Source organism: Streptococcus infantis (assembly GCF_000963255.1).
Classification (GTDB): domain Bacteria; phylum Bacillota; class Bacilli; order Lactobacillales; family Streptococcaceae; genus Streptococcus; species Streptococcus nidrosiense.
The window spans coordinates 43476-64843 of record NZ_JYOV01000011.1 but is presented as its reverse complement, the minus strand read 5'-3'; the positions used below and the strand labels follow the sequence as shown (position 1 = coordinate 64843).

Here is a 21368-nt window from a genome sequence, read left to right as displayed (position 1 = left end):
AGAGAGACTCCCAAGACCTTATCTATCCTTCATCAAATCTAACAAACGATCTTCCATGAGTTTAGCGACATGCTGATCTCGGCAAATCACCAATAGGGTATTGGCACCAGCAACTGTCCCTAAAATCCATTCATCCTTGTTGGCATCGACAACATTGGCTAAAACTGCGGCTTCACCCAATTTTGTGTGCAAAACTAAGGTAAACTCAGCTCTTGCTACACCTTCCAAATGATGGGATAAAAACTCAACCAGGTCAATCTTCTCTGTCTCATTTGCTAGTACGTAGTAGACCTTATCATTTTTCTTAACCTTGGTCAAGCCCAGTTCGCGAAGGTCACGCGACAATGTCGTTTGCGTTACAAAAACATTGCGTGCTTCCAAACGATCTTGAATCTCCTTTTGAGTTCCTAATTTTTCCTCAGTGATCATTTGTTTGATTAACTGATGGCGTTCTCTTTTTCTCATAACATCCTCTCGAGTGAATATTTATAACATTTTACAACTATTTAATTAAGAACATTATACCAAAAAAACCGAATATTTCAAAAAAATTCTTATCATTCCTCAAAATTGTGATAAAATAGAAGAAAAGTCCAAAGGAGTTTATAATGAATACAAAACAATTGATTGCTAGCGAATTGGCTAGTGTCATTGACAGCCTGGATCAAGAGGCTATTTTAAATTTACTAGAACAACCCAAAAACTCTGACATGGGAGACATCGCCTTCCCTGCCTTTACTCTAGCAAAAGTTGAGAGAAAAGCTCCACAAATGATCGCGGCAGATATCGCTGAAAAAATCAATAGCCAAGCCTTTGAAAAAGTCGTCGCTACTGGACCTTATGTTAACTTCTTCCTTGATAAAAATGCCATTTCTGCTCAAGTATTACAAGCTGTTATCACTGAAAAAGAACACTATGCTGACCAAAATATTGGTAAACAAGAAAATGTTGTTATCGACATGTCTAGTCCCAATATTGCTAAACCATTCTCTATTGGTCACCTGCGCTCAACTGTTATCGGAGATAGCTTGTCACATATTTTCCAAAAAATCGGTTATCGAACAGTCAAGGTCAACCATTTAGGAGACTGGGGTAAACAGTTTGGGATGCTGATCGTTGCCTACAAAAAATGGGGCGACGAAGAAGCTGTAAAAGCTCATCCGATTGATGAACTTCTTAAACTCTACGTTCGCATCAATGCTGAAGCTGAAAATGACCCTAGCCTGGATGAAGAAGCACGCGAATGGTTCCGTAAACTTGAAAATGGAGATGAGGAAGCTCTCGCACTTTGGCAATGGTTCCGTGATGAAAGTTTGGTGGAATTTAACCGCCTTTACAATGAATTGAAGGTTGAATTCGACAGCTACAACGGGGAAGCCTTTTACAATGACAAGATGGATGCAGTTGTAGATATCCTTTCTGAAAAAGGACTTCTTGTTGAGTCAGAAGGAGCCCAAGTTGTTAATCTTGAAAAATATGGAATTGAACACCCAGCTCTTATCAAGAAATCTGACGGTGCAACTCTCTACATCACACGTGACTTGGCCGCTGCCCTTTACCGTAAAAACGAATATCAATTTACTAAATCGATCTATGTCGTTGGTCAAGAACAATCTGCTCACTTTAAACAACTCAAGGCTGTCTTGCAAGAGATGGGTTACGATTGGAGTCAAGATATTGTCCATGTTCCTTTTGGATTGGTAACAAAAGAAGGCAAGAAACTCTCTACTCGTAAAGGGAATGTTATCTTACTAGAACCTACTGTCGCAGAAGCCATCAGCCGTGCCAAAGCGCAAATTGAAGCCAAAAATCCGGAACTTGAAAATAAAGACCAGGTTGCTCATGCTGTTGGAGTTGGAGCCATTAAATTCTATGACCTTAAAACTGACCGTACAAATGGATACGACTTCGACCTTGAAGCTATGGTATCCTTTGAAGGCGAGACTGGTCCTTATGTTCAATACGCCTATGCTCGTATCCAATCCATCTTGCGCAAAGCGGATTTCAAACCTGAAGCAGATGCCAACTATAGCTTGAACGACGCTGAAAGTTGGGAAATCATTAAACTCATACAAGATTTCCCACGTATTATCAACCGTGCGGCGGATAACTTTGAACCTTCTATCATTGCTAAATTTGCAATTAGCTTAGCCCAAGCCTTTAACAAATACTATGCCCACACTCGTATCTTGGATGAAAGTCCAGAACGCGACAGTCGTTTAGCCCTCAGCTATGCAACAGCAGTTGTCCTCAAAGAAGCCCTTCGTTTGTTGGGTGTAGAAGCACCAGAGAAGATGTGATTCAGTACTAACAATTGGAACTAAAGTTCCTAATTGTTAGACGCTAGCCGCTTTTATGCGGACTAGCTAACTGCTTCACTAGTCATGGCCCCTAAATATAATCGATTTAGGGGACCACGACGTCGTAAATGAGGCGATTTGCCTAAACGCTTCACTAATTCACCTAACCAAATAATATCGATTTGGTTGAATGAATGTCGTGATTCTGAAGTTATTTAATTGCAAAGCGACTTAAGCAACCAATCCTAAACCTCTACGGACTTTTATTTGGTACTAGGGGCGGAGTGCATTACATCTACTATTTTAGATTAGCGATCACTTGCCTAATTTCTATATTGTCATTACTTGAAAAGCGAAAAATCTTTTTCGCTTTTCTCTTGCTATTAACTTCTTTATCACTTAGGGAGAGATTTTATGAGCCAATATGCTTATATTTTAGTTGTCATCAGTCTTGTCGCTCTTTTTCTCATCAACAAATACGAAAAGGAAAAACTACAAAGACTTCTACAAGAACAGCTGTTAAAGGATGAATCTTTTCGCGCTACTATCAAGGAAAAGATTCAAACAACAGAAAACATTAACGATGTCATCGACTACATCAATAAAGGATATCGTTTGGGAATCATGATTTCAAAGGAAATTGTTGAAGACATCAGAAAATAAAAAAAGGATTCGAGATAGTATTTCTCGAGTCCTTTTCTATTTTTTTCTGAGAACTAAAATTCCCACCAATATAACAATCCCTAGTGATGCCATGGTTCCGTATGCTGACAAACTTTCATCAAGAAATTTTTCGGAGAACTGCAACAGAGCAATCGCTAAGAGTAGCAAGGCACTGCAAAGCATAATTTCCTTGAAGCTTGGTTTGCGTTTTATATACTTTAAAAATGATCTCTGTAATTTACTCATTTCGACTATTCCCTTTGAAGTAAATCCTTTATTCATGGAATAAAACTCTTCCTCAGAAAATCTGACCTCTTACAAAGCTTCTAATTCATAGAGTTCCGCAATAATCCCTGCGACCTTCTTGATATCTCCCAGCATTCCACGCATCTCAAAGTCAGCTAGAACGGGGAAACCGAAGCGTTGGCTGTATTGTTTAGCCGTCAAACAGTATTGGTTGTTGAAGTTACGATTGCCTGATCCTACGACACCAAAACACTTGCTGGCATTGTCACCGTAAGCGATAAAGTCCCCTACTGGAGTGGTCAAAATCTCCACATCACCATTGTCAACTCCATTGCCACCTTCTAGATAAGTCGGTAGGAAAGCGACATATGGATTGGTCATCTCAAAGAAAGTCTCTCCCTCCTTGACCAAATCTTTAATATGGATCTTTTCCACTTCAATGTTCCCATACTGTTCTAAAAGGTATGCCTTCAGACGTGTGACGAAACTTTCAGTATTTCCACTCAGACTGATATAGACTAAGGAAATTTTTTTCATGCTCTCCTCCTTCTTTTTTGAATTCAAAAAAATAACTACCAAGATTGTATCTTGATAGTTATCCTTTGTCAACTCTTAGGCCAGTTCTTCCTCTTCTTGAGCTTCTGTTAATTCTTTTTGCTGACGCCACATTTTATAGAAGACGATTGCTAGGAAGATAACATTGAGTACGATCCCAAAAATGGCTGAACCTTTGGCACCAAGCTCCGCTCCCATACGGATGTTAGGATCTGTAAAAAGTGAAACCGCATCCTGAACGCCGATAAAGTTGTAGATAGAACCAACGATGGCAACGAAGACATAAGCAAGATAAGTGTAGTTAGCCAATTGAAGGTTTTTACGAATAAGGAAAACCAAAGCCACAACAACTAGAATAACAGATAAGACAACCAAGAGAATGCTGAAGACAGAATGACCATGTTCCGATACCTTAATGGTGTAATCAACGAGCTCCTTAGCATAAGTAGCATTAACACCTGATGCTGATGTTTCTAGATTGCTCATACCCTCCGCAGTAGGTACTGGAGATATGATTCCAAATAGCGACATTGCTGAGAGTAAGGCTGAAAAAATCAGTAATACCCATAGATAGATTGGTTTCTTTTTCATCAAAGCAACCCCCTTATGTTTTTTAGTTTATTATAGCATATTTTAACAAGCAAAACAAATCCTACAAGTTTGCTTCCACCTGTTTACGGTAGGCTTTGGGAGACTTCCCACATAGTTTTCGAAAGACCTTATAGAAATAACCAACATTACTGTAACCAACTGTATAACAGATATCCTCGATACTATCATTAGTAGATAGCAAGAGCTGCTGGGCAGCCTTAATGCGTTGCTTATTGAGAAGCTCCGCAAAGGTTGAATTGGTTTCCTTCTTGATTAGCTGGCCCAAATAAACGGGATTGATAAAGAGATCCTTGCTGATATCCTTGAGGGAAAGTTCTTTTTTGTAGTCTCTACCAATGACTTCAAGCACACTAACTACATTTTCATTCATGCGGTATTGGCCAAAGAAAGATGTCAAGGTTTCCTTGGTATAAGCGACTAAGTCCTCAAAAGTTGTAATGGCATGGATGTTCTTGACAATATCTGTCATGTCGTCTGCCTTCAAATGCTCAAAAAGATGGAAAACATCCATAACAAACTGAGTAAAGAGCTGCTTAGTGATAGAGACTCTCGGTGTATTTTCAAGAACAATCTTCTCAAGTAAGGTCAACTCCTCGATAATCTGCTGGAGATTCCCCTGGATAATCACTCGATAGATGGGTTCATAGTAAGAAAAGAGACTTTCAGACTGATCTAAATTAACAGTTCCATAGAAGAGTGCCTTTTCTACATTAAATTTCCATTTATCAAAGTTGACTTGATAAGGTGCTTCAAAAGGCATGATCAACAAGCCCTCAAATTCCTGATCAGCAAGGACGATCTGCCAATCTTGACCTAGAACGTAGTAAGGAATGACAAAATTCCCTTGTTTTTCCTTGGAAAGTCCAATCCACCAGTTTTCTTTTTGGCTGAGATGAGTCTTAAAGGCTTCTTCATCGAGTTGCTGACTCAATATTTCTGGCTCATGAGATTTTTCACCAAGCTGACTGGCAATCTTTTCAAGCAAGCGTTCCAGTTCAACCTTATCGACCGGTTTAACCAGATAATCAACGACATTGAGATTCATGGCTTTTTTGACATAGTCAAATTCTTGGTAGCCTGAAAGGAGGATATAGTAAGCATTTGGCAACAACTCCTTCATCTCCCCAATCATTTCAAGCCCTGTCTTGTCAGGCATATTGACATCTGAAATAACAATATCGACGGGATGTTCTCGAACGTAGTCCAGAGCATCGTCAGCATGATTGGCTGTTGCAACGACTTCCATATCCCACTTGTCAAAAGGAATCAAACGTTTGAGTCCTTCTGTAATCATGTACTCATCGTCAACTAAAAGTACTTTATACATCTTTATCCTTTCTCTTCATTTTGAATGGTAATTCGATAGCGAACACCTTCTTTTTCAACAGATTCTACACTGATATCATATCGGTCACCAAAGTAGAGCACAAAGCGCTCATGCACATTGACAATCCCAATGGACTGCCGTTTCCCACTATAATCCACTGTATGTTCAAAGGTTCTTTGAGCTAATTTATCCTGGATCTCTGCTAATTTTTCGGCAGGCATTCCACGCCCATTATCGGTTACCAAAATCTCAACATAACCTTCTTTTTTCAAGGCCTTGATACTAATCACATTATCTGTACGTCGATGATCAACTCCATGAGCAAAATAATTCTCCACCAAGGGTTGGAGGGTGAATTTTGGAATGCGCATTTCTTCCAAGCCAGGGTCAATCTTAAATCCGTAAGCAATGGATTTTGGATAGCGAACCATACAGAGATAACTGTACTTCCGACAAAACTCCACTTCTTGCTTTAATGTTGTTTCTCGTTCATCAGAGATGTTGTTGCGCAGGAGACTACTGAATTCGTAGATAATATCCGCTAGTTCATTTTGGTTCTCCATGACCGCGTACATCCGTAAAAACTCGAGGGTATTGTACATGAAATGTGGATTTATCTGAGCTTGTAGAGCGCGCATATGGGCATCTTTTTGACTCAGTTCAAGCTGATAAATATCATGGATATTTCTCTCCAATCGGTCCAACATATCATTTGTCGTCTCAGCGATTAAAAGCAATTCCTGGTCTTTTTTCGTGAGATCAATTCTTTTTCCCTGCTCCCCTTGCGCAATATCATGGATTGTTTCCACTAGGTCAACAACCTGTGTTTGATACTTCGAAAATGTTTTTTTCAAGGTTACATATAAAATAACGATAAAGAGGAGACTCAAAGCAAGAATAAAGACAGAGCTAGAGATACTGCCACTCAGGACATAACCTCGTGGAACAGCAACCTGAACCTGATAACCATGAGCAGTCTCGTCTTGCAACCATTCCTCTCGATCACTTTTTTCACCTTGGTGAAACATTTCCGTTTCAAAAGGAGAGGTTATGCTCACAGCAATTGGGATATTTCCTCTGGTATTGTCAATAGCCTTATAAAAAACATCGGAAGATACAGAAACATAAATAACTCCAAGAGCTTGATCCGATACTGGATCAGATACGGGAATGGCGAAACTATTGGCATCTGGCTTGAAGGCATCTGCAGAAACCTTGTAACCACTACGATTGTCCCTCTTCGAAACATAAACTTCTGTCGAGTCTTGCAAGACAATGGCTACACCCGTTACAAAATCATTACGCACATAAAGGTCATCGATATTTTCATAAATGGATACAGAAATATAGGGTGATGCTTTACGCTCCAGTTGCCAATAGAAATAATCCGGTGTACTGAGGCTAAAATACTTATAAATTCCCTCGATTCGCGCTTGATTATCTACTAAACTTTGGGCTGAACGCGCTGATTCTCGATAATAATACTCAACCTCACTTACTGTCCGAGTCAAAACCCGCTGGGAAACCTGTCTTGCTTCTTTTTCTCGACTATCCCAGTTCACATAGGAAATCAACAGAGCAAAACTAGCAATGATAACAATCATCACCCAAGTATAGGTTCGAAGGAGTGAATGAAGCCAAAATTGTTTCATTCTATTTGGACGCCAATTTTTCATGAATGCTTTCATAAACAGGCTCCAATAAATCACTAATAAAGAAATGCCACATACCAATCCCTACAAAAATAATGAGGGCAGGCATATAAAACCCAATAATGGCTAACAAGACGCTACCAAGAAGAACTTTAGCCACTGCTGATAAGCTCATAAAAATTCCGATAAAGGCAAGCTTTAAGGTATTTTGATAGGATAAGTCAAAATAAACTTGTAATTTTAGAGAAACTGTATAAGCCAAAAATACCAAGGCTACCAAAAAGATATTTAGAAAGGTTGCTGCCAAGTGGATAATGGTCTGATGCGGCAATTGGATCATGAGATACAAACCATAAATCAAGATCAAGTCAAGTCCCATAAAGGTGTAGAAACTGAGATTGCTTTTTACAAAATTGCTCTTATAAAGAGTCCAAGCCTCTTTAAAACCATAGGCACGGTAAGAATAACCATGTTCTGCGAATAAACTCATGATAGTCGCACTAGCTGGTGCTATACCAAAAACCACACCTCCTGCTAGTGTCAATAACCAAAAATAAGCCGTTGCAATCATCCCCAAAAAGAAACGATGAAAGACTAGCTCAATAAAATTTCCCACGGTTTGCCTCCTAAAAAATAATCTAGAACTATTATAACATATTTCAAGCGCTCTCAAAAATAGGAGGAAAGAAAAGGCAGTGAGAGTTGAACTTGCTACCTTTTACCATAATGTTACTAAAAATTAAAACCAACGGCCGAAACCATTGGTTTTAAGATGTTTAAAATAAGTTAACTCTTATTTAACTTCTGTTACAACAGACATTTTTCTTCAAGAAAACACTTATTTTTCGGAAAGTTTATAATCTATCCTTTGTATGGGGATGGTTTGATATCTTTGGATAGATAGAGTGGGTGATGAGGGGTTCCGTTTTTATTCCTCTTTAAGCAATGTAAGTTAGGTATCAATGAAATAACTTCTTTATCACGATCAAGAAGCCTTCCTGGATTTCCCCAGCAAGCAATAATTAAATCTGCTTCAGATGCAGACTTTAGGATATAAGCATCATTTTCTGGGCCGACTGGATCTAGTTGGTGATTAAGATTTTTTGGATCAGTACTTCTGAAACCAAAAAGATTTGCCATTAGAATTTTTCCATAGCCCCAGTATTTGGCGTAGTTGATACACTTGCGAATTGTGGGATCATCTGTTTCTTCGTCAGCCGTAGATGGGTTCAAACCAATAAACAGCACTGTAGGTTTTGCTTCATCCCAAGCACGGGAAAGTAAATAGCGATATTTCCTATCTTCAGATAGAAGAGCGTCTTTTTCCATAGTTTTCCTCCATTTTCTCTATTATAAACTATATTTAATGAATTGTATTAGTAACTGATAAGAGCCAAGTGATTATTTAGGAAATTTTCCAATTACAATCCACTTATCTGATTAGGTCTTACGAAAAAGGTAGAGATTGAACTGAATTATAGTGAAATGTATTGAAATTGGAAAAAAGAAAAAACGCTTAAAATAAGCGTTTTCCTTATGTATTGATTCGCATTGAATGCTTACTTCACTTCTATCTACAGTTTCTAAATCTCTAAATATAATAGAGCTGAAGCAGTGGTAAAACAAATCATCAACAAACTTGGTAATATCTTAGAAAATAATTTCTTTATAGTCCAAGTCGGTTTGCTTTAAATTATACTTTTTTCTTAAACATTTGCTACGAGTAGGTCTTTCTTGTGAGTAATTTTCATCAAAAAATTTCATAGATAAGTCCTATATATAATCATGGAAAAGTAGTAAAAATAGTTGTTATCCTAGTTGATTAAAAAAATCTCTGATTTCCTCATCTTTTATAAAATAATATATAATTTTCCCCTCTCTTCTAGTATCCAAGATGTTTTGATTGGCTAGTTTACGAAGATGGTGGGAGGCAGATGCCATACTGAGATTTAGTAAACAGGCTATATCACAGACACAGAGTTCTTCAACAGCAAGGAGATAAAAGATGATATTTATCTGTTTATTATCGGTAAACTTTGATAAAATACGAAGTGATTTTTGGACTTTTTCCTTTTCAAGGTAGTTCGTTGCGGTTGTAACATTTTGTTGATTTATAATATTCACTTGGCAGATACTATCTTTTTTCATAATTTTTTCTCCTAGCCGAACACAGCCCATAGCATGTCAAAAACGTTGTTTTCAATCAGGATATATATCCCCAATCCTAAATAAACAACGGCAATAAACCATCTGCTATATTTTTCCAAAGTTTCTCCAACAGAAGGGACTTGTGCTAATTTTTGGGCTGAAAAAACCAAGAGATAAATCATGACTAGAAAAGTAAGTAAAGCCACTATCAAATTCGCTAAATTTAAGGTAATAAAATATGGGACAAAAACACCAATATTGTCAGCACCACAACTTGCAAAAGTAATCATAGCGACTAGAAAAATCAGGTTTTTATCATCTTTGCGCAAACCATCTTTTGCAATAGCTTCTCCATCAGAATCTCCTAAAAGCAAAACTTTGAGTCCTAGGAAAATTGGAATCAAACCGAGCAAACCTAAAATCTCTTTACTAGGAATATAATTTAAGACAAATGCAAAAAGTAAACTTAGCAATATTAGACTAACAGAGCCTAGAAATTGTCCTAAATAGATGTTAATGATGTCTTTTCTGCTTTTTCTTTTGGCAAAAAATAACATTAGGATAATAAGTAAGTCTACGGCTGTCCCAGAATACAGGATTATTGAAGTAACAACATTTTGAATCATAAAACACCTCATTCAAATATATTTTTGAATGTATTTTAACATTAAACTTTGTAGATGTCAACTTCAGCTCCATCAAAATATAGATAAGAAGGTAGTGTACCAAACATTAAAAAGCCCTGCCATCGAAATGATAGCAGGGCTTAATTTCAATATCTAAATGATATATTTATCTAAAAAAGGTAGAGATTGGACTGAAATATAGTGAAATGTATTGAAATTGAAAAAAGAAAAAACGCTTGAAATCAGCGTTTTTCTTATGTATTGATTCGTATTGAATGCTTACTTCACTTCTGTAAACACAACGTGTTTGCGAAGTTTTGGTGAGTATTTCTTCAATTGAAGACGGTCTGGAGTGTTACGTTTGTTTTTAGAAGTAAGGTACAAGCGTTCACCAGATTCTTTGTGTTCAAGTGTAATATTTACGCGCATGGTATCTCCCTTCTATTATTCAGCTGATGCAGCTTTAGCGATTTTACGTCCTTTGTAGTATCCTTTAAGTGATACACGGTGAGAACGTGAGTAATCTCCAGTAGTTTCGTCAAAGTTTACAGATGGAGCTGTTACTTTGTAGTGTGTACGACGTTTGTTTTTCTTCGCTTTTGAAGTGCGACGTGCAGGTACTGCCATTTTGATTTCTCCTTTTAAGATATAAATTCAGTTAGGTTTGATTTTCATCAACTTTAATAGTATATCAAAACTTTTTTGTAAAGTAAAGTTACTTGACAAAAAAAGATAAAAAAATTTTCCCATCCAAGGTTCTGGATAGGAAAATAGATTAAATATCAATTTCGAAGGGTTCATCAATGGTTTCTGAGACGTATTTCCCGTCTTTCTTCCGTTGCTTGACACATTCTGTAAGGAGATATTCAATTTGCCCGTTAACTGATCGAAAGTCATCTTCTGCCCATGATGCGAGTGCAGCGTATAGCTTATTCGAGAGTCGAAGGGGGATTTGCTTTTTTTTAGCTTCTGCCATTTCTAATAAAGGCTTCCTGTATTGACAATTGGTTGTGCATCATGATTGCCACAGAGAACGACTAGGAGATTTGAAACCATAGCAGCTTTTCGTTCTTCGTCAAGTTCTACTAATTCTCCTTCATTGAGACGTTCTAGTGCCATTTCAACCATTCCAACAGCGCCATCAACAATCATCTTACGTGCATCAATAATGGCTGATGCTTGTTGACGTTGAAGCATGACAGCTGCAATTTCCGGTGCATAAGCTAGGTAAGTAATACGTGCCTCAAGGATTTCCAAGCCAGCGTCCTCTACACGACTTTGAATTTCCTCACGAATGCGACTAGCTACAATCTCGCTAGAGCCTCGGAGACTGCCTTCATCTGCTTGCCCGTCACCTGTAGTATCCACATTCGGAGACACATCGTAAGGATAGATGCGGACAATATTACGAAGGGCGCTATCACACTGCAATGACAGATATTCTTTATAGTTATCAACGTTGAAGACTGCTTTGGCTGTATCGACAACCCTCCAAGTTACCGCGATTCCGATTTCAACAGGATTTCCCAGACAATCGTTAATCTTTTGACGAGAATTACTCAAAGTCATAACTTTGAGAGAAATCTGTTTCTTGCCAATTTCAATGTTTACATCATTGCCATTTGATGATTTCATCCCTGAAAAAGGAGATTTCGTGCTAACATCACCACTTTGACCAAGTCGAGTGTGATTTGCAGGGTTGACCGCTATACTGAAGGGATTGACAAAGTAAAAACCAGGTTCTTTGATGGTCCCAGTATAGTTACCAAAGAGGGTCAAAACCAGTGCTTCCTGAGGTTTGACAACTTTTAAACCAGCATGAGCTAGACCTGCAATTAAGCTTAATAAAAGTCCGATAATAATTCCAAAAATGTTTTCTGAACCAGCACCCATGATAAATATAAAGACACCAAGTACGAGTGCCAACTCAATGAGTATCAATGCTACTACACCATTTGGTTTTGAATTGATTAGTTTTTCAGTCATCAGAATGACCTCCTATTTTTGATATCTAAATGATATCACTTTAATTTTAAATGTCAATAAAAAAATGCAATCTTTTTTAAGAGGATTTTAATGTATTGAATTTTCTGAAAATTCAAGAATTTTCTTCTGTTCATTGCTTTTAAAATGTGCTATAATGGAACAAACTGAAATGGGAGGGAACTTAATGACAGAATTAGATAAACGTCACCGCAGTAGCATTTATGACAGCATGGTTAAATCACCAAACCGTGCCATGCTTCGTGCGACTGGTATGACAGATAAGGACTTTGAAACACCAATTGTGGGAGTCATTTCGACTTGGGCAGAAAATACACCATGTAATATCCACTTGCATGACTTCGGTAAGCTTGCAAAAGAAGGTGTCAAATCTGCTGGTGCTTGGCCGGTTCAATTTGGAACCATTACGGTAGCAGACGGGATTGCCATGGGAACGCCTGGTATGCGCTTCTCTCTAACGTCACGTGATATCATTGCGGATTCTATCGAAGCTGCTATGGGTGGTCACAACGTGGATGCCTTTGTGGCTATCGGTGGCTGTGACAAGAACATGCCTGGTTCTATGATTGCTATTGCCAATATGGATATCCCAGCTATTTTCGCTTACGGTGGTACTATCGCCCCTGGAAAACTGGATGGCAAAGACATCGACTTGGTTTCTGTATTTGAAGGAATCGGTAAGTGGAACCACGGTGATATGACAGCTGAGGATGTGAAACGTCTGGAATGTAATGCCTGCCCTGGCCCTGGTGGTTGTGGTGGTATGTATACTGCTAATACCATGGCGACAGCTATCGAAGTTCTCGGTATGAGTTTGCCAGGTTCTTCATCTCACCCAGCTGAATCAGCTGACAAGAAAGAAGACATCGAAGCAGCAGGACGTGCTGTTGTTAAGATGCTGGAGCTCGGTCTCAAACCATCAGATATCTTGACTCGTGAAGCCTTTGAAGATGCCATTACTGTGACTATGGCTCTAGGTGGTTCTACAAATGCCACTCTTCACTTGCTTGCTATTGCCCACGCAGCTAATGTTGACTTGTCACTTGAGGACTTTAATACCATCCAAGAACGTGTGCCTCACTTGGCCGATTTGAAACCTTCTGGTCAGTATGTCTTCCAAGACCTTTACGAAGTTGGTGGTGTGCCTGCGGTTATGAAGTATTTGCTGGCAAATGGCTTCCTTCACGGAGACCGTATCACATGTACTGGTAAGACTGTTGCTGAAAACTTGGCTGACTTTGCAGACCTCACACCAGGTCAAAAAGTTATCATGCCACTTGAAAATCCAAAACGTGCGGACGGTCCGCTTATCATCTTGAACGGTAATCTTGCTCCTGACGGTGCGGTTGCCAAAGTATCAGGTGTTAAAGTGCGTCGTCACGTTGGACCAGCTAAGGTCTTTGACTCAGAAGAAGATGCGATTCAGGCCGTTCTGACAGACGAAATCGTTGATGGCGATGTTGTCGTTGTTCGTTTCGTTGGACCTAAGGGTGGTCCTGGTATGCCTGAGATGCTATCACTTTCATCAATGATCGTTGGTAAGGGACAAGGAGACAAAGTTGCCCTCTTGACAGACGGACGCTTCTCTGGTGGTACTTATGGACTAGTTGTTGGACATATCGCTCCTGAAGCTCAGGATGGTGGACCGATTGCATATCTCCGTACAGGCGATATCGTCACTGTTGACCAAGATACGAAAGAAATTTCCATGGACGTTTCCGATGAAGAGCTTGAAAAACGCAAGGCAGAAACAACCTTGCCACCACTCTATAGCCGTGGTGTCCTTGGTAAGTATGCCCATACCGTATCTTCTGCATCACGTGGTGCCGTTACAGATTTCTGGAATATGGAACAATCTGGTAAAAAATAACTAGAAAATAAGCAGTCGCTAAATGACTGCTTTTTCTAGTTATTTATATTTTCTCATAGAATGTTATAAAATCTTTGCTCTAACTATGATTACAAAGGAGAAATGATGTTTTCACAAAATACAGGAATTATGCTCTACGTGGATGATGTAGCAGTGGAGAGAGACTTTTGGTCTGCCATTGGATTTGAAATTTTTAATCAACCAGAAATAATGGAATTTGAAACTTTTGAGATGAAACCTCACGCTGACAGTACGCTGACTTTCACTATCTATGCTAAGGATTTTATTCGTCAAGTATCACCGGAGGTAGTTGATATGAAACCCAGCCTACTCTTTGAGTCAGCAGATCTTCACGGTCTTCATCAACGCCTAGCTGCAGTGACTGATACCACTAGTTCGATCAATACTCAACCTTTCCCTAACTTTAACTTTGCAAATCCAAGCGGACACTATTTTGCAGTTAGAGGAATCTAATAACAAAAAGGAGCCTGGGACAAAAGTCCTAGCCTCTCAATTGTCTTTGGATTGTCGAGCAAGACGCAGTGGTTGAGTGGGCTCTACTACGCTGATTTCATCAGCTTTTACAGCCCTACTCAACTGTGCGGAGGTGGGACTACGAAATCGAATTCTAACGAATTACCGATTCCTGTCCCACTCTCTCTTGTTTTTTAGCGCGGTGGTAGTCCAAGTGCTATACGTCCATAGCGACTGATGCGTGTAATCTTCCAGGCAGGTGACCAGGTAACTTCAACCCTAACATCCTCAATTCCTTCAATCTGTTTCAGACCTGCCACAATTTCAATAGGTAAACTTTCTGCACAGTCACAGGCTGTATCGGTGAAGGTCATGACAATTGTACAAAGACCAGCCTCGTCCAAATGAATCTCGTAAATCAAGCCAAGATTATAGACATCTAATTCCACATCTGTATCGTAAACTTTTTCTAGCTTGTCAATGATCTGATTTCCTAATGCTAAAGCACGGTCATTAATCTTGATGTCTTCTCTCATTGCATTCCCTCCATTTTCTGACTGCACCTATTTTCTCATAATTCTGACAATTTGGCAAGTTTTTCCCAATCAAGACGTGATCCGCCATAAAAACGAAAGCCTAGAGATTGCCATAGTTGGGCCAAACTACCCAAAAATCTAATAAGCTAGAGTAAGACGATATTGCCATAGGTTAGAGAGAAGCTTAGAGAATGAATTATTTTCTAAGAAGTACTTTCTAAAAAGAAAAAGTAGAGAACGGTCATCTCTACTTTTTAAATATTATTTTGACTTCACAGGCTTATCTGCCAAGGCCTTGATAGCTGATGCTATCGTTTCTGCATAGAGCTTAGCTCCCTCTTCTAGTTTAGTATTATCACTTCCAAAATGAACCTGATCCGTTCCTTTCCAGATGTCTGGATGATCTTTAGCTACCTGATTCCAGTCTGCAACCTCAATGTAAGGATATTTTTGAGCTACTTCACGCACATAGCTAGCATACTGTTCTACATAAGGCTGAGTTGCTTGAGTTTTATCCCCTTCATAAGGTGTCACGAGTACAAGCTGATGCCCCTTAGGTAGATTTGTTATCAAAGAATCGATATCAGCCTTATAATCCTCAGGGTTATTCACTCCAGTAGCAATAACGACTATTTTAGGGAGGACTTTATTCTGACTGTGGTTGAGCATAATAGCATTGGCTTGCTTGGTATTTCTACTTACTTGACCATCTGTCTGAGCGTCTGGTAGAACCTCTTTAAGTCCAGGTGTTGCACGCAAGGTTACAGAATCTCCGATGATGGATACACCATCGGCAATATTGTAGCGACTTGCTTCTGCTTGATCCGCCATGGTTTTTGTACGGGTAATATTGGTTTGAGCTTGATTGAGGCCATTTACCATCAAATCCGTTTCAAAAGCACCGACTTGGGGAGCTATGAGCATCACAATCAGTGTTAGCAAGCTAAGAAAACCGACGCTACCCGCAAAGATTGGTTGAATATGCGGAATTTCTTTTACCTTTTGCAATAAGCTAGTGTTCTTCCCGGCAATGAAAGGTTCAATCACATAGAAAGAAAGGCTTGCAAAGAGATAAGAAAAGATAGTGGTGAGAATCACTGCCGGTAGGTTGCTCATCAACTGAGAGAAAATGATATAAAACGGCCAGTGGAAAAGATAAACGGCATAGCTGGTATCAGCTAAGAAGCTAATTACCTTTGGTTCTTCAATCGTCGGAGTTTTCTCATGTAAAACTCGTGCTGTAACGATCATCAAAAGGGCAGCTAAACTTGCCAACAAGAAACCAAGCAAGTAGGCAAAGAGATAATTGAATTTCACGAAGAAGGTCAATAAGAGCAAAACTCCGAGACCAGCTGAAAAGACTAATAAGGTCTGTTTCAAGTCCAGGGTTTGATTCAAACGTTTGAGAAGAGGTGTCGTATGACGGACCCCTATCAAGGTAGCTAGGACACTACCTAGGAAGAACGGATAAACATGAGTTAGACTTGAAAAGTAAAGCGTTGAGTAGGAAGAAACGATAAAGCTACCAATAAACATTGAAAGGAAGCTAACAACAAAGGTAGTTGAAGATAGTAGAAAAACCATTCCCCGTAGTTGCCCACCTGTTTTGGCTTGCTTAGACATGAGCCAAACTGCCAAGCCCCACAAGATATAGTAATGAACTTCAACCGCTAAACTCCAGTTATGAACAAAGAGATGAGGAATGAACTGAGATTCATAACTTCCTCCTGTCAACATTTCATAGAAGTTAGTCATAAAACCAAGGACACCAGCAATCTGACCACCGATTCCTGCCACATAATCCTGTCGAACCAAGAAAGTAAAAGGCATAACGACCAGGATCATCAAGACAACTGGGGGAAAAATCCGATAGAAGCGTCTTCTAAAAAATCCTAGGATATCAATCTTACCTTTTTGTCCAAATTCTTCTAACAGGAGTGACGTAATTAGGAAACCTGAGAAGGTGAAAAAGACATCAACCCCGAAGAAACCTCCTGGAAAAACCGTCTGAAAGAAATGGTACAAAAGCACCAAGAGTAAGCCTGTAATCCTGATCAAGGAAAACCATTTAATACGCATACGAGTTTATTCTCCGTTCATTAGAGTAGTAAAAAAACCATCTAATGTTCATTCCATATTACCTTTATTCTATCAAAAAAATAAGAAAAATCCTAAGAGAAAACTTAGGATTTCAGCTTTAGATTGATAATCTTAGAAATTACGACCTGATTTATTGTAGCCATATTTTTCAACAAAATGTTCACGGAATTCCAAGAGATTGTCAGCCATAATAGCCTGACGGACCTGCTTCATAAGATTGAGCAAGAAGTAGAGGTTATGGTAACTTGTCAAGCGGATACCAAAGGTTTCATCAGCCTTGAGCAAGTGACGAAGGTAGGCACGGGTGTAGTTCTTACATGTGTAGCAATCGCACTCAGGATCAAGTGGCGTAAAGTCCTCCGCAAACTGGGCATTCTTGACAACCAAACGTCCTTGGCTAGTCATACAAGTTCCGTTACGAGCGATACGAGTCGGCAAGACACAGTCAAACATATCGACCCCACGAATAACCCCATCAATCAAGCTATCTGGCGCTCCCACTCCCATCAAGTAGCGAGGTTTGTTTTCAGGAAGGAGTTGAGTGGTGAAGTCCAAAACTGCGTTCATCTCTTCATGAGTTTCACCTACTGCCAACCCTCCGATAGAGTATCCCGGGAAGTCCATGCTGACAAGGTCATGAGCTGACTGACGACGAAGATCTTCAAATCCTGCACCTTGTACAATCCCAAACAAACCTTGGTCATGTGGACGACGATGAGCTTTTAATCCACGCTCAGCCCAACGGCTGGTACGTTCGATTGACTTCTTCACATAATCATAAGGCTGATAAAATTGAGGACATTCGTCAAAGGACATCATAATGTCTGACCCTAGATTGTTTTGGATAGAGATGGCTTTTTCAGGTGATAGAAACATTTTAGAACCATTGAGGTGGTTCTTGAACGTTACCCCTTCTTCTGTGATGTTACGACTATCCGCTAGAGAGTATACTTGGAAACCGCCACTATCCGTCAAGATAGGTTGGTCCCAGTTCATGAACTTATGAAGCCCACCTGCTCGAGCAATCAACTCATCTCCAGGACGCAGCCACAAGTGATAAGTATTAGATAGGATAATCCCTGAACCCATCTCTTTCAACTCTTCTGGTGATTGGGTTTTGACCGTTGCTTGAGTCCCAACTGGCATAAACATAGGAGTTGGGAAGGTTCCGTGTGGCGTGATAATCTCACCCAGACGAGCTCCCGTGTGTTTTTCTTTTTTAATCAAACGATATTTGATTGGTGAATTTGACATTTTTACCTCCGAAGCTGGGAAAGACAGTCCCAGTTCTTACTTTGTGCCCAAGGGCATACTGTATGATTCTATCAAAAAAAACAGGAACTGTCACGAACTATGGTATAAGAATTTTGTGTTTACAATTGATTTCCGTCGCTTATCGTTAGTTGAGTTTTTGCTTATTTTTATTTAAAATTATTTCCATTGATTACCGTCATTTTTTTAAATCGTATTCATCTTCGTATTCATTTTTATACCAGATTTGCCCGCATAGTTGAGAAGATTGCAATTTAACTCTAATAGTTTACAAACTCCCCGACCTCTGGATAAGGTCTATTTTTTTTGAAAAAAAGTAAAAAACTTTATCAAAACGCTTGACTTTCTCGGTATACCGTGATATAATATAATCAAGATAAGGAAAGGGGGTGATGAAATTGAACAAAGAAGATTGGCTTAGGTTACTGGAAAAGGTAATAGACAACATTCCTGAAACAGTAACTGCTATCGCAAGTCTAGTGACCGCAATAACGGTCGCAAGGCAAAACAAAAAGCGTAAACCGAAATCCCGTCAAAGAAAAAGGTAAACGCTAAGAGGTTGGGGCGAAAGCCCCTCACACCTCTATTTTATCAAATGAAAAGAGGAAAAGCAATGGTTAGCGCAATAGCTATTTTTATAATTGCAATCAATGTATATATCTATCTAAAAAATAAAAAGGACAAATAATATGAGAAAAGTTATTCAAGAATTACTTAACAGTTCTATTTCTACATCTGCTATTTCGCAAGGTGCTGGAGTTCCATGGACTACTGTTTCTGACCTTAGAAAAGGAAAAACAAGCATGGACAAAATGGCCCTTCTCACAGCAGAAAAACTTTATGAATTTGCTACAGCTGATAAGCAGTGATTTCGGTCACTGCTTTTATTATTGCAAACAAAAAACCGCAAGCTATTGCCTGCGGTCTAGTGTAATAATTTTTTATTCTTTCTGTTTTTATTTTATTTTGTGGTGATTAAGCCATCAGGCTCAATCGTGAATTCTGGTTTGTCTGCCATTGTTCCGTCTGATTTAAGATAGTACCAACCTGTACCATCTGCTGATTTGATGAACTGCTTGGATTTCATGTCGCCATCCTTGGCATCGAGGTAGTACCAGTGGTCTTTATATTTGACCCAACCAGTCTTCATGGCTCCTTCACTGTCGAAGTAATACCAGCTTCCAGCGATTTTCTTCCATCCAGTGACCATCGCTCCCGAAACATCAAGATAGTACCATTTGCCATCTGAATGTTTCTTCCATTTATCTGCAAGCATATAGCCAGAGCCATCAAAATAATACCAGGTGCCATCGATTTTTTCAAATTTCTCTTTTGGATAAGAACCATCTGAACGTACATACCACCAACCAGTAGAATTTTCTTGCCATCCTTTTTTAATTTCAAGACCGTTTTCAATATCATGCTTGAATTGCTCACGACTGATGCCCCAGCTTACCAAATAAGGATATGGATCAACGTGGTCGCTATAATTGTTTGGTTGATTGTTGGTACAATATTCGTGCGATTTAATACCTTCCAATGCGTCCGAATCCAACGTTTTAGGAAGCCCTGCTTCATCTGCTAAATTTCGAAGCAATTCGATGTACAATCTGTAATCTTCCATGAACTCTTCTTTGGTCGAATGACTTTCAATCAGTTCGACTGCTGCATACGTTTCATAATTCCAGCCACCTCCCACATCGTAGGCACCATTATTTACTGGTCCTACCTGCATCACTCGTCCATTGCCGACAACATGTGAGAAGAAGCCAGATTCGGCAGGTCTGCGCCTATGGTAGTCAGCTTCATTCTGAGCTGTTGATTTCTTATTTCCAGTAGAATGAGCGTGAATTTGACGATAAGGAGCATAACCAATCTGAGGAAGTCCTTCTCTGTACCTACTTGTATCAATATCCATTATTGTTCTCCTTCGTTCTTATCGTTTTTATCGCCAGATAAACGCTCAAATGCCTTAATGATAGGCTGGAAGATAGTCACATTACCTTTCAACTTACGGTAATTTTCAATTAGCGATTGGAAAGTAAAAAGCAAATATCCGAGATAGATTGAGTACAAAAATGCGAAGCCTGTTTTTTCAGGTAGCAAGACAGACATCGGAATCAATACCATCAACAAGAGAACACCAAGAATCTTTCGAATCAGACCGTTAATACCAATCTTGCTCTTGTATTCAATTTCTGGATTTGCGATCGCTGCGAAGGTTCCTGACGCAAAATCTACGATTTCTAGAATCACAATTAAGCCTAGCGCATATAATACCAAACCATCTTCTGTTTGAATCAGGTTTCTAAAAAAGTTAAACAATTCGATTTTCATATATTTCTCCTATTCCTTCCCTTCAAATTTCCAAGCGACCCCAGTTCCGTTTTGCTCCAGGGAGCCATTTGTCACAAATGCGCTGACAGGCTCGCCGTTATAGGTAAATTCCTTATTAAGCTGAACCAAGATGCGTTTCCCTTCGCCATTGACCTCTACGTGCTCAGGGTCTTCAATCGTGATTAGGTCATGTGGCAAGTAGGTCTTACCAACTTCAGCGAGTGGAATCAACTCAACCAATTCTTTATAAGTCGTGCCGTACTCGATATTCTTGCTCATGACAGAGTTCAAGACAAGAACATGAATGACCTTCTGATTCACCTTCGAATTCTCTTCAGTCTGCTTGATAAGCGCAGAGAGTCGATTCTGCTCGCTCTCATTCTGCGCAATCTTCTGATTTGCTTGTTCAAGCTGCGCTTGTGTTTTGACGATAGCACTGCCTGGATCTAGTTCGGCTTTTAGGATATCAAGAACCGCTTGAATCAAGACATCTTCTGATTCATTTGTACGGTCACCAGGGAATGATCGTGAATTAGTGCTGTAGCGATTTCCTTCTGATAATTGAATTTCTACCACGGTCTCAACATTAGAACCAGAAATTCTTAAGTACGGTTTTGTTGATAGATTATACCCATTGATTGCCATG

26 protein-coding genes are annotated in these 21368 nt (G+C 39.4%); 6 read left to right on the top strand and 20 right to left on the bottom strand.

All coding sequences use genetic code 11. From position 1 onward, the window contains the following. Positions 1-18 precede the first annotated feature (18 nt). The gene (argR, locus tag TZ96_RS04605) at positions 19-465 is read right to left on the bottom strand and encodes an arginine repressor (protein WP_001231485.1); all 447 of its coding nucleotides are present in this window, start codon (positions 463-465) and stop codon (positions 19-21) included. A 143-nt stretch (positions 466-608) separates the two neighbouring features. Here argR and argS point away from each other — a divergent pair, with 143 nt between their 5' ends. Both argS and TZ96_RS04595 read left to right on the top strand, forming a co-directional pair. Next, positions 609-2300 carry an arginine--tRNA ligase gene (gene argS, locus TZ96_RS04600; RefSeq protein ID WP_045763091.1) on the top strand — a complete coding sequence of 564 codons (1692 nt, stop codon included), beginning with the start codon at positions 609-611 and terminating at the stop codon, positions 2298-2300. Between the two features lie 414 nt (positions 2301-2714). Next, positions 2715-2963, top strand: coding sequence for a hypothetical protein (locus tag TZ96_RS04595; RefSeq protein ID WP_000084856.1), 249 nt, complete (start codon positions 2715-2717; stop codon positions 2961-2963). Positions 2964-2999: 36 nt separating this feature from the next. Here the strand turns inward: TZ96_RS04595 and TZ96_RS04590 are convergent, their stop codons facing one another. The 9 genes from TZ96_RS04590 to TZ96_RS04550 form a co-directional block, all read right to left on the bottom strand. Further along, positions 3000-3245 (bottom strand): hypothetical protein, encoded by a 246-nt coding sequence (locus TZ96_RS04590; protein WP_241768485.1) that lies wholly within the window; start codon positions 3243-3245, stop codon positions 3000-3002. Between the two features lie 33 nt (positions 3246-3278). After that, positions 3279-3746 carry a class Ib ribonucleoside-diphosphate reductase assembly flavoprotein NrdI gene (gene nrdI, locus TZ96_RS04585; RefSeq protein WP_045763090.1) on the bottom strand — a complete coding sequence of 156 codons (468 nt, stop codon included), beginning with the start codon at positions 3744-3746 and terminating at the stop codon, positions 3279-3281. Positions 3747-3821: 75 nt separating this feature from the next. After that, positions 3822-4355: an ABC transporter permease gene (locus tag TZ96_RS04580; RefSeq protein ID WP_000729010.1), complete on the bottom strand. Its 534-nt coding sequence runs from the start codon at positions 4353-4355 to the stop codon at positions 3822-3824. A 61-nt stretch (positions 4356-4416) separates the two neighbouring features. Then, positions 4417-5703, bottom strand: a complete 1287-nt coding sequence (locus TZ96_RS04575; RefSeq protein WP_045763089.1) for a response regulator transcription factor — start codon at positions 5701-5703, stop codon at positions 4417-4419. Positions 5704-5705: 2 nt separating this feature from the next. Next, positions 5706-7379: a sensor histidine kinase gene (locus tag TZ96_RS04570; protein WP_075230466.1), complete on the bottom strand. Its 1674-nt coding sequence runs from the start codon at positions 7377-7379 to the stop codon at positions 5706-5708. Then, positions 7357-7971 (bottom strand): YesL family protein, encoded by a 615-nt coding sequence (locus TZ96_RS04565; RefSeq protein WP_045763088.1) that lies wholly within the window; start codon positions 7969-7971, stop codon positions 7357-7359. Before TZ96_RS04565 ends, TZ96_RS04570 begins: the two co-directional genes overlap by 23 nt. A 245-nt stretch (positions 7972-8216) precedes the next feature. Continuing rightward, positions 8217-8684, bottom strand: a complete 468-nt coding sequence (locus TZ96_RS04560; RefSeq protein WP_045763087.1) for a DUF1643 domain-containing protein — start codon at positions 8682-8684, stop codon at positions 8217-8219. A 480-nt stretch (positions 8685-9164) separates the two neighbouring features. Beyond that, complete coding sequence (gene cadX / locus TZ96_RS04555) at positions 9165-9503, bottom strand: Cd(II)/Zn(II)-sensing metalloregulatory transcriptional regulator CadX (RefSeq protein WP_000711085.1); 339 nt, start codon at positions 9501-9503, stop codon at positions 9165-9167. 11 nt (positions 9504-9514) lie between these two features. Beyond that, a complete protein-coding gene (locus tag TZ96_RS04550; RefSeq protein WP_045763086.1) occupies positions 9515-10129 on the bottom strand; it encodes a CadD family cadmium resistance transporter in 615 nt (204 codons plus the stop codon). Positions 10130-10157: 28 nt separating this feature from the next. Between TZ96_RS04550 and TZ96_RS10970 the strand changes: the two genes are divergently transcribed. Beyond that, on the top strand, positions 10158-10286 hold the full coding sequence (locus tag TZ96_RS10970; protein WP_075230464.1) for a FanG protein: 129 nt from the start codon (positions 10158-10160) through the stop codon (positions 10284-10286). Positions 10287-10408: 122 nt separating this feature from the next. Here the strand turns inward: TZ96_RS10970 and rpmG are convergent, their stop codons facing one another. The 4 genes from rpmG to TZ96_RS04530 form a co-directional block, all read right to left on the bottom strand. After that, positions 10409-10558 carry a 50S ribosomal protein L33 gene (gene rpmG / locus TZ96_RS04545; RefSeq protein ID WP_001265622.1) on the bottom strand — a complete coding sequence of 50 codons (150 nt, stop codon included), beginning with the start codon at positions 10556-10558 and terminating at the stop codon, positions 10409-10411. Between the two features lie 15 nt (positions 10559-10573). Then, positions 10574-10756 carry a 50S ribosomal protein L32 gene (gene rpmF, locus TZ96_RS04540; protein WP_000290417.1) on the bottom strand — a complete coding sequence of 61 codons (183 nt, stop codon included), beginning with the start codon at positions 10754-10756 and terminating at the stop codon, positions 10574-10576. 148 nt (positions 10757-10904) lie between these two features. Then, complete coding sequence (locus TZ96_RS04535; protein WP_000796543.1) at positions 10905-11105, bottom strand: PTS ascorbate transporter subunit IIC; 201 nt, start codon at positions 11103-11105, stop codon at positions 10905-10907. A 2-nt stretch (positions 11106-11107) separates the two neighbouring features. Next, entirely contained in the window at positions 11108-12115 is a 1008-nt protein-coding gene (locus TZ96_RS04530; RefSeq protein WP_045763085.1) for an SPFH domain-containing protein, read from the bottom strand. Between the two features lie 184 nt (positions 12116-12299). On the opposite strand from TZ96_RS04530, the gene ilvD reads away from it, so the two are divergent. Continuing rightward, positions 12300-14003, top strand: coding sequence for a dihydroxy-acid dehydratase (gene ilvD / locus TZ96_RS04525; RefSeq protein WP_045763108.1), 1704 nt, complete (start codon positions 12300-12302; stop codon positions 14001-14003). 105 nt (positions 14004-14108) lie between these two features. Then, on the top strand, positions 14109-14477 hold the full coding sequence (locus TZ96_RS04520) for a glyoxalase (RefSeq protein WP_045763084.1): 369 nt from the start codon (positions 14109-14111) through the stop codon (positions 14475-14477). A 194-nt stretch (positions 14478-14671) separates the two neighbouring features. Here the strand turns inward: TZ96_RS04520 and TZ96_RS04515 are convergent, their stop codons facing one another. The 3 genes from TZ96_RS04515 to tgt form a co-directional block, all read right to left on the bottom strand. Continuing rightward, positions 14672-15013, bottom strand: coding sequence for a metal-sulfur cluster assembly factor (locus TZ96_RS04515; RefSeq protein WP_045763083.1), 342 nt, complete (start codon positions 15011-15013; stop codon positions 14672-14674). 261 nt (positions 15014-15274) lie between these two features. Next, on the bottom strand, positions 15275-17092 hold the full coding sequence (locus tag TZ96_RS04510; RefSeq protein ID WP_045763082.1) for an acyltransferase family protein: 1818 nt from the start codon (positions 17090-17092) through the stop codon (positions 15275-15277). A gap of 132 nt (positions 17093-17224) precedes the next feature. Further along, positions 17225-18367: a tRNA guanosine(34) transglycosylase Tgt gene (gene tgt, locus TZ96_RS04505; RefSeq protein WP_045763081.1), complete on the bottom strand. Its 1143-nt coding sequence runs from the start codon at positions 18365-18367 to the stop codon at positions 17225-17227. 707 nt (positions 18368-19074) lie between these two features. On the opposite strand from tgt, the gene TZ96_RS04500 reads away from it, so the two are divergent. Beyond that, entirely contained in the window at positions 19075-19254 is a 180-nt protein-coding gene (locus TZ96_RS04500; RefSeq protein ID WP_001233347.1) for a hypothetical protein, read from the top strand. Positions 19255-19346: 92 nt separating this feature from the next. On the opposite strand, the gene TZ96_RS04495 is transcribed toward TZ96_RS04500, so the two are convergent. From TZ96_RS04495 to TZ96_RS04485, 3 genes are read right to left on the bottom strand one after another with little or no spacing between them, the layout of a single operon-like run. Further along, a complete protein-coding gene (locus TZ96_RS04495) occupies positions 19347-20303 on the bottom strand; it encodes a peptidoglycan recognition protein family protein (protein ID WP_045763080.1) in 957 nt (318 codons plus the stop codon). Continuing rightward, positions 20303-20722, bottom strand: a complete 420-nt coding sequence (locus TZ96_RS04490; protein WP_045763079.1) for a phage holin family protein — start codon at positions 20720-20722, stop codon at positions 20303-20305. Before TZ96_RS04490 ends, TZ96_RS04495 begins: the two co-directional genes overlap by 1 nt. A gap of 9 nt (positions 20723-20731) precedes the next feature. Continuing rightward, on the bottom strand, positions 20732-21367 hold the full coding sequence (locus TZ96_RS04485) for a hypothetical protein (RefSeq protein ID WP_045763078.1): 636 nt from the start codon (positions 21365-21367) through the stop codon (positions 20732-20734). Position 21368: the final 1 nt, after the last annotated feature.

What these genes read in the sequence shown, in the direction of transcription:
- TZ96_RS04515 (WP_045763083.1), bottom strand. Translation starts at nt 15,013, where the DNA reads ATGAGAGAAGACATCAAGATTAATGACCGTGCTTTAGCATTAGGAAAT.
- TZ96_RS04485 (WP_045763078.1), bottom strand. Translation starts at nt 21,367, where the DNA reads ATGGCAATCAATGGGTATAATCTATCAACAAAACCGTACTTAAGAATT.
- TZ96_RS04550 (WP_045763086.1), bottom strand. Translation starts at nt 10,129, where the DNA reads ATGATTCAAAATGTTGTTACTTCAATAATCCTGTATTCTGGGACAGCC.
- TZ96_RS04535 (WP_000796543.1), bottom strand. Translation starts at nt 11,105, where the DNA reads ATGGCAGAAGCTAAAAAAAAGCAAATCCCCCTTCGACTCTCGAATAAG.
- TZ96_RS04500 (WP_001233347.1), top strand. Translation starts at nt 19,075, where the DNA reads ATGAGAAAAGTTATTCAAGAATTACTTAACAGTTCTATTTCTACATCT.
- TZ96_RS04575 (WP_045763089.1), bottom strand. Translation starts at nt 5,703, where the DNA reads ATGTATAAAGTACTTTTAGTTGACGATGAGTACATGATTACAGAAGGA.
- TZ96_RS04495 (WP_045763080.1), bottom strand. Translation starts at nt 20,303, where the DNA reads ATGGATATTGATACAAGTAGGTACAGAGAAGGACTTCCTCAGATTGGT.
- TZ96_RS04580 (WP_000729010.1), bottom strand. Translation starts at nt 4,355, where the DNA reads ATGAAAAAGAAACCAATCTATCTATGGGTATTACTGATTTTTTCAGCC.
- rpmF (WP_000290417.1), bottom strand. Translation starts at nt 10,756, where the DNA reads ATGGCAGTACCTGCACGTCGCACTTCAAAAGCGAAGAAAAACAAACGT.
- cadX (WP_000711085.1), bottom strand. Translation starts at nt 9,503, where the DNA reads ATGAAAAAAGATAGTATCTGCCAAGTGAATATTATAAATCAACAAAAT.
- TZ96_RS04490 (WP_045763079.1), bottom strand. Translation starts at nt 20,722, where the DNA reads ATGAAAATCGAATTGTTTAACTTTTTTAGAAACCTGATTCAAACAGAA.
- tgt (WP_045763081.1), bottom strand. Translation starts at nt 18,367, where the DNA reads ATGTCAAATTCACCAATCAAATATCGTTTGATTAAAAAAGAAAAACAC.
- TZ96_RS04570 (WP_075230466.1), bottom strand. Translation starts at nt 7,379, where the DNA reads ATGAAAAATTGGCGTCCAAATAGAATGAAACAATTTTGGCTTCATTCA.
- TZ96_RS04560 (WP_045763087.1), bottom strand. Translation starts at nt 8,684, where the DNA reads ATGGAAAAAGACGCTCTTCTATCTGAAGATAGGAAATATCGCTATTTA.
- TZ96_RS04530 (WP_045763085.1), bottom strand. Translation starts at nt 12,115, where the DNA reads ATGACTGAAAAACTAATCAATTCAAAACCAAATGGTGTAGTAGCATTG.
- TZ96_RS04520 (WP_045763084.1), top strand. Translation starts at nt 14,109, where the DNA reads ATGTTTTCACAAAATACAGGAATTATGCTCTACGTGGATGATGTAGCA.
- rpmG (WP_001265622.1), bottom strand. Translation starts at nt 10,558, where the DNA reads ATGCGCGTAAATATTACACTTGAACACAAAGAATCTGGTGAACGCTTG.
- TZ96_RS04590 (WP_241768485.1), bottom strand. Translation starts at nt 3,245, where the DNA reads ATGAATAAAGGATTTACTTCAAAGGGAATAGTCGAAATGAGTAAATTA.
- argS (WP_045763091.1), top strand. Translation starts at nt 609, where the DNA reads ATGAATACAAAACAATTGATTGCTAGCGAATTGGCTAGTGTCATTGAC.
- TZ96_RS10970 (WP_075230464.1), top strand. Translation starts at nt 10,158, where the DNA reads ATGTATTTTAACATTAAACTTTGTAGATGTCAACTTCAGCTCCATCAA.
- TZ96_RS04510 (WP_045763082.1), bottom strand. Translation starts at nt 17,092, where the DNA reads ATGCGTATTAAATGGTTTTCCTTGATCAGGATTACAGGCTTACTCTTG.
- TZ96_RS04595 (WP_000084856.1), top strand. Translation starts at nt 2,715, where the DNA reads ATGAGCCAATATGCTTATATTTTAGTTGTCATCAGTCTTGTCGCTCTT.
- argR (WP_001231485.1), bottom strand. Translation starts at nt 465, where the DNA reads ATGAGAAAAAGAGAACGCCATCAGTTAATCAAACAAATGATCACTGAG.
- ilvD (WP_045763108.1), top strand. Translation starts at nt 12,300, where the DNA reads ATGACAGAATTAGATAAACGTCACCGCAGTAGCATTTATGACAGCATG.
- nrdI (WP_045763090.1), bottom strand. Translation starts at nt 3,746, where the DNA reads ATGAAAAAAATTTCCTTAGTCTATATCAGTCTGAGTGGAAATACTGAA.